The sequence below is a fragment of the Sporobacter termitidis DSM 10068 genome (assembly GCF_900130065.1).
Lineage (GTDB): Bacteria > Bacillota > Clostridia > Oscillospirales > Oscillospiraceae > Sporobacter > Sporobacter termitidis.
In genome coordinates this window covers 68,407-82,353 of sequence record NZ_FQXV01000006.1, presented here as the reverse complement: position 1 = coordinate 82,353, position 13,947 = coordinate 68,407, and the positions used below count along the sequence as shown (strand labels likewise).

The 13,947-nt window shown below is 57.8% G+C and carries 6 protein-coding genes; 4 read left to right on the top strand and 2 right to left on the bottom strand.

The genetic code is table 11. The annotated features are described in order from the left end of the window. The first annotated feature begins 24 nt into the window (after nt 1-24). The 4 genes from BUB60_RS09760 (at nt 25) to BUB60_RS09745 (ending at nt 10,851) form a co-directional block, all read left to right on the top strand. The gene (locus BUB60_RS09760) at nt 25-7,026 is read left to right on the top strand and encodes a non-ribosomal peptide synthetase (RefSeq protein WP_073078304.1); all 7,002 of its coding nucleotides are present in this window, start codon (nt 25-27) and stop codon (nt 7,024-7,026) included. A gap of 17 nt (nt 7,027-7,043) precedes the next feature. After that, the gene (locus tag BUB60_RS09755) at nt 7,044-8,864 is read left to right on the top strand and encodes a sensor histidine kinase (RefSeq protein WP_073078302.1); all 1,821 of its coding nucleotides are present in this window, start codon (nt 7,044-7,046) and stop codon (nt 8,862-8,864) included. A 13-nt stretch (nt 8,865-8,877) separates the two neighbouring features. After that, nucleotides 8,878-10,389, top strand: coding sequence for an HD domain-containing phosphohydrolase (locus tag BUB60_RS09750; protein ID WP_073078299.1), 1,512 nt, complete (start codon nt 8,878-8,880; stop codon nt 10,387-10,389). Nucleotides 10,390-10,617: 228 nt separating this feature from the next. Further along, nucleotides 10,618-10,851 carry a hypothetical protein gene (locus tag BUB60_RS09745; RefSeq protein ID WP_073078297.1) on the top strand — a complete coding sequence of 78 codons (234 nt, stop codon included), beginning with the start codon at nt 10,618-10,620 and terminating at the stop codon, nt 10,849-10,851. 73 nt (nt 10,852-10,924) lie between these two features. Here the strand turns inward: BUB60_RS09745 and BUB60_RS09740 are convergent, their stop codons facing one another. Together BUB60_RS09740 and gap are read right to left on the bottom strand one after the other, a co-directional pair. After that, nucleotides 10,925-12,016, bottom strand: a complete 1,092-nt coding sequence (locus BUB60_RS09740; RefSeq protein ID WP_073078295.1) for an S-layer homology domain-containing protein — start codon at nt 12,014-12,016, stop codon at nt 10,925-10,927. Between the two features lie 698 nt (nt 12,017-12,714). Further along, nucleotides 12,715-13,767 (bottom strand): type I glyceraldehyde-3-phosphate dehydrogenase, encoded by a 1,053-nt coding sequence (gene gap, locus BUB60_RS09735; protein WP_073078617.1) that lies wholly within the window; start codon nt 13,765-13,767, stop codon nt 12,715-12,717. Nucleotides 13,768-13,947: the final 180 nt, after the last annotated feature.

Below are 13,947 nucleotides of genomic sequence, written 5' to 3'. Positions count from 1 at the left end.
TTTCTGATTGGAGAACGATGAAGAATGAGCTCCGAGAAAATATTCCATCAATTATCCGAATCACAAAAATCCATCTGGTATCTGGAGAAGGCGTATCCCGGGACAAGCATCAATATCGTGGCCGGGACGCTGCGCCTGCGGGGCGAGATCAGCTATCCGGCCCTTCAGAAGGCGCTGAACCTGTTCGTCAGGAAAAGCGACGCCATGCGCATCCGCATCCATGAATCGGACGGCGTGGCGGCGCAGTACGTCACCGATTACGAAGAATTCCCGGTGGATTTCTTTGATTTCAGCCAGGGCGACGGACTGAAAAATCTCTTTGCCTGGGACGAGAGCACCACAAGAACACCCTTTGATATCACCAGCGAGCAGCTCTTTTACTGCGCGACCTTCAAGGTCGGCGAGAATGAGGGCGGCTTTTATATGAAGATGCATCACCTGATTTCCGACGCCTGGACGATGGGCCTTGTGACGAGGCAGGTGATCGATTTTTATTCAAAAATAAAAAAAGGCCTGCCCGTGGACGACTTCCCGAATCCCTCCTTCGTCCAGCATCTGGTGAACGAAGCCGAGTACGAAAGGTCCGCCAGGTTTGAAAATGACAAGGCGTATTGGCTCCATAAATTTGAAACGCTCCCCGAAATGTCGGTTTTAAAGCCCCAGAAGTCCAGCGGCGTTTCGATCCTGGCAAAGCGGAAAACGCTGATCACGCCCCTTAAGCTGTCCAACAAGATCCGGGAATTCTGCAGCGCCAGCAAGCTGTCGATTTTCACGCTGTTCATGTCGGCCCTGGCCGTCTACATCAACCGCGTGACCGGCATTGAGGACATCGTCCTGGGGACGACCATATTGAACAGGACGAACGCCAAAGACAAGGAGACCCCGGGGATGTTCGTCAGCGTCGCCGCGCCGCTGCGCATCACCGTGGACGACACCAAGGATTTCAGGACGTTTGCCGCGTCGATGCTGAAGGAAAGCACCGATGTCCTCCGACATCAGAAATACCCGTATAACTACCTGCTCCGCGATCTCAAGAAAAAGCACAAGCTGGGTGGCCGGCTGTTCGACATCGTCCTGAGCTATCAGAACTCGAAGTTCCACAAGGACGAAACCGACGAGGATTATACCGGCAAATGGCTTTTCTCCGGCTGCCAGGTGGAGTCGCTTATCATCAGCGTCAACGACCGCGAGGACGGCGGGAATCTCGTCATCGACTACGATTTCCTCTGCGATGTTTTCGACATCAAGGAGATCGAGTTCATCCACCAGCATATCATCAGCCTTTTGTGGCACGCCCTGGACAACCCCGCAAAAAGCATCTCGAAGCTCGAGATGATCTCGGAGAAGGAAAAGCATAAGCTCCTCCGGGAATTTAATAATACATACGCCGACTTCCCCATGGACAAGACGATCGGCCAGATGTTTGAGGAGCAGGCCGACAGGTCGCCGGACAGCGCCGCGCTCCTGCTCCGCGATAAAGAAATGACTTATTCCGAGCTCAACCGGCAGGCCAACCGGCTTGCCGCCACCCTGCGGGAAAAGGGCGTGGGCCCGGATAAAGTCGTCGGCATCATGGCCTATCGCGGCTTTGAGCTGATCGTCGGCATCCTGGGCATCCTGAAGGCCGGCGGGGCCTACCTGCCCATAGACCCGGAGTACCCGAAGGAACGCCGGAAATTTATGTTTGCCGACAGCGGCGCGGCGTTGCTGCTGACAAAGCGCGCGCTGATAGACACGGCCGGTTTCACCGGAGAGGTCCTTGACCTGGACGACGCCTCGAGCTATACGGGCGACGGGCGCAATCTCCCGCCGGTCAGCAGCTCGGGCGATTTGGCCTATGTCATTTACACCTCCGGCTCGACAGGGAAGCCGAAGGGCGTCATGCTCCGGCACGCCGGCGTCGTCAACAGCTTCTGCTGGGGCGTGAAGAAGTTCGGCCTGAAGAGCGACAGCGTGATCCTGCAGAAGACGGCGCCCACCTTTGACCCGTCCGTCTGGGAGATATTCTGGTGGCTCATGCTGGGGGGAAAGGTCTGCCTGATCGATTCGGGCGACGAAAAGGACCCCGAGGCCATCATTTCCGCCATCGAAAGATACCAGGTGACGGTCATGCATTTCGTCCCGTCCATGATGGGGCTGTTTCTCAATTATGTGGACACGACCGCTTCCGACGGGAGGCTGGCGTCGCTGCGCCAGGTTTTCTCCTGCGGCGAGGCCATCAGCCTCAATACCGTGGAGTATTTTAATCAGCTTCTATATAAGCAAAACGGCACCAGGCTTTACAATATGTACGGGCCGACGGAGGCGACGGTGGAGGTCGCCTGCTTCGACTGCTCCCCCGGCGAAGAGCTCACCTCCGTGCCTATCGGGCAGCGGATCGACAATTTCAGCATTTACATATTGGACAAAAACAGAAATCTGCTGCCGGTCGGTATCCCGGGAGAAATTTATATCGGCGGCGTCGGGGTCGCCCGGGGATATCTGAACAATCCCGCGCTGACGGCGGAACGGTTTGTGGAAAATCCGTTCGTCCACGGGGAAAAGATATACCGGACCGGCGACAAGGCCAGATGGTACCCGAAGGGCGACATCGAATTTCTGGGCAGGATGGACTTTCAGGTCAAGGTCAAGGGCTTCCGGATCGAGACCGGGGAAATTGAGGCCAGGCTGCTCACCCACCCCGACATTCTCGAAGCGGCGGTCAAATCGTTCCGCGACGAGGGCGGCGTCTATCTGGCCGCCTATGTCGTTGCCGGCAAGGCCGTGGGCGCCGAGGATATCCGTCAGTATCTGGCCGAGACGCTGCCGGAATACATGATCCCCGGCTGCGTCGTGTTTCTGGATAAAATGCCGCTGAACAACAACGGGAAGACGGACAGAAACGCCCTGCCGGCGCCGGAGAACCACCACGTCGCGGCCGCCGAATACACGCCGCCGTCAAACGGGGCGGAATCCGCCCTGTGCGATATATGGGCCCGGGCCCTGGGGCTCGGGCAGGTCGGCGTGTCGGACGAATATTCGGTGCTGGGCGGCGACTCGCTGACGGCCATCAGGATTATCACCGATATCCACAAAAGCTTCGGCGTGGAGATATCGCCAAAGCTCATATTCCAGCTCCAGACGGTCAAAAGGCTCGCCGCCCGCCTGGAAACGCTGCAGGGCCGGAAAGCGGAAGCCGCCCAAATACCCCGGGTGGCCGAAAGCGCGTGGTATCCGGCCTCGTCCGCGCAAAAGCGGCAGTTCATCCTGAACAGTATCGACGGCGGCGTCAGCTACAACCTGCCGGGCGGCATGGAAATCACGGGGAAAATAGACGCCGGAAGGGTCAATGACGTTTTCAAAAAAATCGTTGCGCGCCACGAAACGCTGCGGACGAGCTTTGAGCTGCGGGACGGCGAGCCGGTACAGGTCGTCCATCAGGACGTGGCGTTTGCCGTGGAGTACGCCGAAACGGCGGAGACGGATTACGAAAGGCTGATGGAAGGCTTTATCCGCCCGTTTGACCTGAGCGCCGCGCCGCTGCTCCGGGTCCGGCTGGTGAAGCTGGCGGACAGCCGCCATGTCCTCATGTTCGATATGCACCATATCGTCTCCGACGGCGCGTCGATCAATATCATCATCAGGGAATTCCTGGCGCTGTACGCCGGCGGCACGCTGCCCGAGCTGAAAATACAGTACAGGGATTATGCGGCTTGGCACAACGCGCGGCTGCGGTCCGACAAGCTCATAGCGCAGGAGGCCTACTGGCTGGAGCGGTTTTCAGGGGAGGTTCCGGTGCTGAACCTGCCGCTGGATTATGCGCGCCCGTCGTTCCAGAGCTTCCACGGGAACAAGCTGTATTTCATCATTGACGAGGCGCTGACGGCGGAGCTGAAAAAACTGATGGCAAAAACGGGGACGACGCTTTTCATGCTGCTGCTGTCGGCGTATAATGTGCTGCTGTCAAAATACAGCGGGCAGGAGGATATCGTTGTCGGGACCCCGGTGGAAGGCCGGCTGCACGCCGACCTGCGCGAGCTGGTCGGAATGTTTGTCAATACGCTGGCCATCCGCAGCAGGCCGGCGGGGCACAAGACCTTTACGGCGTTCCTCAGCGAGGTCAAGGAGGACCTCTTAAACGCCTACGAGAATCAGGAGTATCCGTTTGAAGAGCTGGTGGGCAAGGTGGTTGCGCGGCGGGACACCAGCCGCAACCCCCTGTTCGACACGACGTTCATCCTGCAGAATATGGACCTGTCGGTTCTGTCCACGGAGGAATTCACCGCCGCGCCCTATGCCTTCGGCGACGGCACGTCGAAGTTCGACCTGTCGCTGGAAGCGTCGGATATGGGCGGCATCATCGAGTGCAGCATCGAGTACTGCACCGATTTGTTCGGCGAGGACACCATCCGGCGCCTGTCGTCCCATTTCCTCAACACGCTCGGCGATATTGTCAAGGACCCCTCCAAGAAGCTCTGCGATATCGGCATCCTGTCCGAGGCCGAGCGGCACCGGCTGCTCTGCGAGTTTAACGATACGGATGCGGAATACCCGCGGGAAAAGACGATACACCGGATTTTCGAGGAGCGGGCCTCCGAGGCCCCCGGCAGCACGGCGCTTGTCCTGGGGGACAAGGCGATGACATACGGCGCGCTCAACGAGAGGGCGAACCGCCTGGCCCGCACGCTGCGGGCCCGCGGCGTCGGTCCGGACGATATCGCCGGCCTTGTGGCCGACCGGTCCCTGGACATGGTCGTGGGCGTTCTCGGTATCCTGAAGGCCGGCGGCGCGTATATGCCCATTGACCCGGAGTACCCCGCCGAGCGGCAGGCCTATATGCTCAAGGACAGCGGCGCGAAGGTGCTGCTGACGAAAAAAGGCCTGGAGCTGCCGTTTGAGGGGATGACCGTCTGCCTTGACGACGAGGCCTTCTACGCCCCCGACGGCGCCAACCTCGTCTCCGTCAGCAAGCCCTCGGACCTGGCGTATATCATTTACACCTCCGGCTCCACCGGAAAGCCGAAGGGCGTCATGATCGAGCACCGCAACGTGGTGCGCCTCCTGTTCAACGACAAATTCCAGTTTGCGTTTGATAAAAACGACACGTGGACCCTGTTCCACTCCTGCTGCTTTGACTTTTCCGTCTGGGAGATGTACGGCGCGCTGCTTTACGGCGGCCGGCTGATCGTCGTTCCCAAGGAAGACGCGGTGGACACCAGGCGGTTCCTCGGCATCCTGAAGGCCGGGAAGGTCACGGTTTTGAACCAGACGCCCTCGGCGTTCTACAATCTCATCGGCGAGGACGCCGTTTCAGGGTCGGAGCTCCCCGCCCTCCGGTATGTGATCTTCGGCGGCGAAGCGCTCAAGCCGCCGATGGTGCGGACCTTCAAGGAAAAATACCCCCAAACGAAGCTGGTCAACATGTACGGCATTACCGAAACCACCGTGCATGTGACGTTCAAGGAAATAACCCTGGCCGATACGGAAAAGAATATCAGCAATGTCGGCACGCCGATCCCGTCGCTGAAGGTTTACGTGCTGGACAGCCATCTGCACCTTTTGCCCGTGGGCGTTCCGGGAGAGATCTGCGTCGGCGGCGCCGGCGTGGCGCGCGGATATCTCAATAACAAGGCGCTGACCGAGCAGCGCTTCGTGGAGCTCGGCGGCGGCTCGGGCAGGATATACCGCTCGGGCGACCTGGGCCGCTTTTTGGAAAACGGCGACATCGAATATCTCGGCAGGATAGATGACCAGGTCAAGATCCGCGGCTACAGGATCGAACTGGGCGAGCTCGAGAGCGCGCTGCTGCGTCACCCCGATATCGAGGAGACGGTGGTCACCGTGCATGAATCGGGCGGGGGAGACAAGCGGCTCTGCGCCTATTTCAAGTCGAAAACCGAGCTCACGGCAAAGGAGCTCGCGCCCTATTTGTCGGGCGTGCTGCCGGAGTATATGATCCCGTCCTATTTCATCAGGCTTGAGGCTTTCCCGCTCAACCGCAACGGCAAGATCGACAGGCCGGCCCTGCCGAAGCCCAATGAGGTGCTGATCTCCAGCGCCGACACCATCATGCCCCGCAGCGTGACGGAGGAGCTGATGGCAAACGCCTGGGCCGACGTGCTTGAGCTGAAAACGGTCGGCGTTAACGACAATTTCTTTGAGCTCGGCGGCGATTCCCTCAGTGCCATCCGGGTCGTGTCCATGCTGAAGCTCGGCATCAATATCGTGGATTTCTACACCAATCCCACGATCCGCCAGCTGACGGAAAAGCTGAACGGCGCCTATGCCGGCAGCGGCCTTTTGGTGGACATGACAAGAAGGCGGAACAATTCCGGCCGGAATATTGTCTGCTTCCCGTACGGCGGCGGCAGCGCCCTGGCGTACAGAGATATCAGCAACGCGATTCTGGAGAAGGACCCCGACGCGAAGCTCTACGCGGTCGACCTGCCCGGCCACGATTACGGCGTTGACCTCGCGCTGCGGCCGATCGAAGAAACCGCGGCCGACCTGGTCCGCGAGATATCGGAAAATCTGACCGGGGAAATCGTGCTTTACGGGCACTGCGTGGGCAGCGCCCTGCTGCTGGCCACGGCGTCGGGGCTGCAAAAGGCCGGCGTACCGGTCAGGGCCGCCTTTATCGGCGGCGTGCTGGTGCCGAAGCTTATCCGGCTTTACGGCGGCGTGCTGAACCCCTGGAGCCTGTGCTCCGATAAATATATCGTCCGGTACCTGAACAGAATCGGCCTGCCGCAAAACCTCCTGGAGGACAGCGCGTATATCGATTACATCATCAAGGCGTTCCGGCACGACGCAAAGTGCTTTACAGGCTATATATACGCGCGGCTTGCCGGGAAAGCCGGCCGGCTGGAGATTCCCTTGCATCTGATCGTCGGCGACAGGGACACCACAACGAGGCGTTATCAAAAAAGATACAGGCAGTGGCGCAGGTTTTTTGAAAGCGTCGATCTGACGGTCCTTCCCGGCGCGTTTCATTACTTTATTAACACGCATGCCGACGCGCTGGCGGAGTATCTGCTGAGCGTCTAGCGTGAAAGAGGCCCCTGATGATTGTTTATGATCTGCCGTTTATCCTGCTGCATGTCGCCGTATTATCGACACTGGTATTTCTGATTTATATCGTGACCATCCGGAATAAGAAGACCCTGCATTATCTGTTCATCGGCGTCGTCATCGTCGCGTTCGTCTGGACAGGCATCGCGCTTTTGCAGGTTTATTCCAAGGCGCTGCTGAATTACTCCGGGATGCTTTTGACCAACATCTATTTCTCGGCGGCGGGGTTCGTTTCTTTCTTCCTGTTTTACATTGGCTTTGTTTTTAAAAACTCGCATAAAACCCTGAAGCCCAGGCATTATGCCCTGTTCATATTTCCCGTCTGCAACGCCGCCATGATATGGACCGACAACGTCCATCACCTGTATTTTACCAGGTTCTCCGAAATCAGCAGCGAGATCATCAGGGGCCCGTATTTTAACGCGGAGCTGGTTGTCAGCTACGCCGTTGTCCTCATGGGGCTGTATTTTCTTGTATCGTTTACCATTAAGAATTCCGGTTTCTTTTCCAGGCAGTCCATCCTCATCATCGTCGGGACGCTGGGCCCCGTGTTTGCCGACGTGGTTATCGTCGCCAGGCTCTTTAAGGTGCCGATCTACTTTGAGCCGATTTCCTTCTCCTTCGGCATCATCTGCTTCTCGATCGCGATATTCCGGTTTGATTTCCTGAATATCGTTCCCGTGGCGCTGCAGACGATTGTCGACCATATTTCGGACAGCTATCTGGTGCTGAACGAACGCATGGAGATAACGGATTATAACAGGACGTTTGTCGAAAACTTCTCCGCAGTCACGGCCATCCGGAGAAAAGAACCCTTCGGCGCCCTGTTCAAAGGTAAACTTTCGGAAAAATCTGCCGAAATTATATGTAAAATAGATAATTCGATAAAAAACCAAAAATTAGAAAGCTACGAAGTTCATTTTGAGGAACAAAAATTCAATAAATTTTTCATTGTAGAGATCACGCCCGTAGCGTCGGGCGGGACCGTTATCTGCACTATTGTGCTCTTCAAGGATATCACCGAGCAGAAGCGGGACGCCGAGCTCATCGCGCGGACCCAGGTGGCCCTGATAGAGAGCGAGCACCTGGCGTCGCTGGGGCAGCTTGTCGGCGGGATCGCGCACAACCTGAAAACGCCGATCATGTCCATTGCCGGCGGCCTCGAGGGGCTCACGGACCTCATCGACGAATATGACGAGTCGGTCGGAGACCCCGGCATCACGGCGGAGGACCACCATGAGATCGCCGGCGACATGCGCGTGTGGATTCGCAAAATGAAGGAATACGCCTCCTACATGTCGGATATCATCTCGGCGGTCAAGGGCCAGGCGGTCCAGCTGACCTCGACCACCACCGACAGCTTCACGCTCCGGGAGCTCATCAAGCGTGTGGAGATATTGATGAACCACGAGCTGAAGAGATATTGCTGCCGGCTGGATGTCAGCTGCGCGCTGGACCCGGACTTTTTGATGAAGGGCGAGATCAACAGCTTCATCCAGGTGGTCAACAACCTCATCATCAACGCCATCGAGGCTTACGAGGGGAAAGAGGGCGTCATAGAGCTCAACATATCCCGCACCAGCCAGGACTCTCAGATGGTCCTGTTCGAGGTCAGGGACAGCGGCAGCGGCATGACCGACGAGGTCCAGGAAAAACTGTTCAAAGAGATGATCACGACAAAGGCCAAGAACGGCACCGGACTCGGCTTGTATATGTCCTATTCCACGATTACCGGGCGTTTCGGCGGTAAGATGTGGTTCCGATCGGTTCATGGTATGGGAACGTCGTTCTATATTATGATTCCGGCAGCTTAATTGGAGGTCTGCAATGAGAAAACGAAAATCTGAGAGCGTTGCCGAGTATAACATTCTGGCCCTAGACGACGAGGTCGGCATCCTGGACTCGCTTTCCGTTGTGCTCAAGCGCAACGGCTACGGGTTCGAGGGCGTCACGTCGCCCAACGACGCGGTTGAGCTTATACGGTCCGGCCGGTTTGACATGCTCATCCTCGATTACATGATGCAGCCGATCAACGGCGACAAGGTCGTGGAGAGAATCCGCGAGTTTGACCGCGAGCTGTATATCCTCCTGCTGACCGGGCATAAGGACATGGCGCCTCCCCTGGAGACGATCAAGGCGCTGGACATCCAGGGCTACTGCGAGAAAAACGACAAGTTCGACCAGCTCATTCTGCTCGTGGAATCCGCCATCAAGTCCATCATCCAGAAAAAGACGATCGCCCGCTTTCGGGACGGCCTCAGCAAAATCCTTGACGCCGTGCCGAAGATTTATCAGCTCCAGCCCATCGGCTATATTCTCGAGGGGATTCTCAGCGAGGCGATGACGCTGGTGGGCGGCACCAGCGCGTTTGTCCTCGTGGACAATACCAACGACCTGAGCAGCGACCACAAAAGCATCTTCCGGGGCGTGGGCGACTACAACAAAACGATCGAGGATTTCATGGCGATGCTGGACCCCACGCTGATGGAGCACATCGGTTCGTCCAGGATGACGCAGCAGACCGTCGTCATCGACAGCGGGATCATCCTGCCGCTCATCAACGAGTTCAAGCAGACCATCGGCGTCATCTATATCGACAGCGACACGCCGGAGGACGCGCAGAAGCTCCTGGAAATCTATGCCGCCCAGGCCGCGTCGGCCATCAGCAACGCGTTTTTGCACTCGCTGGTGAATACGAAAAACGATGAGCTCAACAAAACGTACGACGCGCTGCGCAAGACCTATATCGACACGGTGGAGGCCCTGCGCCTGACCGTGGACGCCAAGGACGAATATACCCGCGGCCACTCCGACCGCGTGGCGTACTTCGCCGGCAAGGTAGGAAAGGCATTCCGCCTGTCGGAGCATGATCTGGAAACGCTGCGCATCGGCGGCATCTTCCACGACATCGGCAAGATCGGCACGTCGGACGAAATCCTCCAAAAGGCCGATATGCTCAGCGGTTCGGAGTACGAGATCATCAAGCAGCATCCGCTCAAGGGCGCGCATATCCTCGCGGCGATGTCCATGTTTGAGGACGCCGTGCCCCTCATCAAATGCCACCATGAATGGGTGGACGGCTCTGGCTACCCCTTCGGGCTGAAGGGCGAGGAGATTCCGTTCCTGGGGCGGATACTGTCCGTGGCCGACGCTTTCGACGCCATGACCTCCACCCGCCATTACAGGTCAAAGCTGAACCTGGCCAACGCCAAGGATCAGCTCATCAAGGGTTCCGGCACACAGTTTGACGAATCGGTCGTCGAGGTTTTCATAAAGGTCATCGTCGACGATTTCCAGGCCGTGATGGAAGAGTTCGACGGCACTATGCGCCCGGCGTAGCCGTTCTTCGGGACAAAGGAGAAGAGAATGTGCCTGACAATCGGGCAGGCCGTGAAGAAGACCTGCCGCCCGCGAATCCCCGGACTCTGAGAAACATGGCCCCGGCTTTCTGGCAGAGCTCAAATAAAAACACAAAATTTATTATTAACAGCCCGCCGGACCAAGCTTTCGACAAGAAATTATATAACTGTGCGGTATACTTTCTTACAACGATAAGGAGGTATGGCTATGCCGCGCGGAGTTAAACGTGAAAGAAATATCCCTGAAGAAATCGTATCCATCAAAGCGCAGATCGCAAAGCACGAATCAGCGATAAAGTCGCTGAAAGCGCAGCTGTCTTCGCTGCAGGACGAACTGGAACAGACCGAATTGAAAAGCCTCAACAAGCTTTTGAAGGAATCCGGCCTGACGACAAAAGAACTGGAAAACATCATTATCAAGCCGAAGGAAGATATCGCTTAACCCCTTTCCACGATACCGGCCTATAAAAGACGGCGGGCTTTAACACAGCCCGCCGTCTTTGTCATTTTTTCCTTTAAGTGCTCGGATTGGCGTTGACCTGGATATTAAAGTCTGTCGTCTTTGTAACGCCGTCCTCCGTATAGCTCACCGTGACCGTGTGGGAGCCTTCCGCATCCAGGGGCGTGCCCTCCTCCGGCGTCGTGGTGTAGGTGTCGACGACGGCCGTCGTGCTGTCGCTGTATATCGCCGTCACGACCATGCCGGTCAGGTCCAGCGTGTCGCCCACGAGATACGAGGTGACGGAGGGCATCGTGGTGATCTCGATCGAAGACAGCGTCGCCGGGGCATCCTCGAATTCCGCCGTTACCACCACATCCGCGGCGGGCATGATAAACGAGGTGCCCGTCACGGGGCCGCCGTTGTACATCAGCGTGCCGGCCTTCAGCTGCTTGCCGGTATCCGGCTTTACAAGCAGATTGACGATGGCTCCCTGGCGCGCCACGGACGGAATGGCCGTGATCGTGCCGCCGGACAGCGGGCCGATCGTCACGGTATAAGAGGGCAGCGAGACCGTGTAGATCAGCCGGCTGAGCTCGCCCCGCGTCACGGCTGTTTGCGGGCTGAAGGCCTTGCCGCCGTCGTAAAGGCCCTCGAAAACCTTGGCGTTGACGCACGCGGAAACGCCGTCCCTCGCCCAGGACGATATCGCGTCGCTGTCCGTGTACGTTTTGTAATCGTCGCTGTCCGCAACGCCGAGATTAAACGTGCGCGTCGCGATCACCGCCAGCTGCTCCCGGGTGATCTCCGCGTCGGGAGAGAACGTCGTGGCGCTGGTGCCGCTCAGGATGCCCAGGCTGTTCATGACGATGGCCGCCGCGTCATAGTAGTTTTTCAGAACGGTGATGTCCGTAAAGCCGGGGTTCGCGTCCCGGAGCTGCAGAAAACGGCACCATACCACGGCCAGCTGGGCGCGGGTCAGATGACCGTCCGGGTTAAAGGTCGTGTCGCTTGTCCCCTTGAGAAAGCCCTTCGACTGGCAGAAATCGATCTCGGCCTTGTAAGGGTAATTATCCGGCACGTCCGAGAAAGCGGCCAGGGCCTGGCCGCCCGCGGAGATGAGCAGTATCGCGCAAATGAGTACGGAAACGATCTTCTTTTTCATCATAACTATCTCCTTTTTTATGGTCTGAATTCCTGATTCAACATATCGTTCATATTTTTTACAGCGTTATAGACTTTATTTGAAGAAAAATATGTAAAACGAAACGGGGGCGGATGACACAGATCGTCCCTACGGCGCGTTTTGCATGATCTGCGTAGGGGCGAACTGTGTTCGCCCGCCTTTGTCCCTTGCCGCTGTCACCCCGGCCATGCCGGATGGAACCCCGCCTTGCAATGCCTCCAAAGTATCTTGCGATGCCTCCAAAGCATTGTCATTCCCGCGAAGGCGGGAATCCACGTTCCCCGTCCCTCTGTCTCGGGGCTCAGCCGCGCCGACAGGAGCGGGCGAACACAGTTCGCCCTATGAAGACAATCCATACCGTAGGGGAGAACTGTGTTCGCCCGCCTTTGTCGCGCCGTTATCACCCCGGCCATGCCGGATGGAACCCCGCCTTGCAATGCCCCCAAAGTATCTTGCAATGATCCTAAAGCCTTGTCATTCCCGCGAAGGCGGGAATCCACGTTCCCCGTCCCTCTGTCTCGGGGTGCCGCCGCGTCGACAGGAGCGGGCGAACACAGTTCGCCCCTACGAAGACCAATTCATACCGTAGGGACGGCCAGTGGCCATCCGCCCGGAGCGATACCGATAAAGGGAAAAATAAATGGTGGCGAATTCGCCACCATTGCGTTAAAATGCCAGATTTATTGCGCCATGGCGCCCGCCGTCTCGCGGCGCTTTGTCCCACCGTCCTGGTCGGCCTTGTACATGTGGGTGATCAGGTCCAGGACCTTGTTGGAATAGCCGATCTCGTTGTCGTACCAGGCGATGAGTTTGACGAACCTGTCGTTGAGCGCCAGGCCCGCCCGGGCGTCGAAGATGCAGGTGTGCGTGTCGCCGATAAAGTCGGTGGACACGACCTCGTCGTCCACGTATTTGATGATGCCCTCGTATTCGCCGGTGGAAGCACGTTTGAGCTCCGCGCAGATATCCTCATACCCGGCGGGCGAATTGAGCCGCGCCGTCAGGTCCACAACGGAGACGTCGATGATGGGCACCCGCATGGAGATGCCGGTGAGAAGCCCGTTCAGCTCCGGGATGACCTGGCCCACGGCCTTGGCGGCGCCCGTGGTGGCGGGGATGATGTTGCCGATGATGGAGCGCCCCGCCCGCCAGTCCTTTTTCGACGGACCGTCCACGGTCTTCTGCGTGGCCGTGGCGGCGTGGATCGTCGTCATCAGCGCCTCGGCGATGCCGTATTTGTCGCTCAGGACCTTGGCCAGCGGCGCCAGGCAGTTCGTGGTGCAGGAAGCGTTTGAAACGATGTCCATGTCGCTTTTGTAGGACCGGTGGTTGACGCCCATGACGAACATCGGCGCGTCCACCGAGGGCCCTGTGATAACGACCTTTTTGACGCCGCCCTTCAGGTGCGGCTCCGCCGCGCCGGCCCGGGTGAAGACGCCCGTGGACTCGACGATATACTCCGCCCCGGCGGAGGACCAGGGAATATTGCCCGGCTCCTTCTCGGCGAAAACGTGGTATTTTTTCCCGTCCACGTACAGATGCCCGCCCCTGGACTCGGCATGACCGGCAAAGTTGCCGTGGGCCGAGTCGTGCCTCAGCATGTAGGCCATATAGTCGCTGTCGATAAACGGGTCGTTGATGGCGGTAAATTCTATATCCCGGCGTTCCAGACCGGCCCTGAACACGAGCCTGCCGATTCGTCCGAAGCCGTTGATTCCAGTTTTTATTGTCACGCTGAATCCCTCCAATTTCTCATTCATATTTTTCGCGCGATGAAAACCGAAATACCCGCCGGAATTATTTAAATAAAACCTCGAAAGGCAATAAATGCGCGCCGGCCGGCGTCCAAAAGCCGCGATGGCGGCTTTCGCCGCGGTTTTCGCGCCGAAAGATAATTTGCGCCTCGGTCAGGT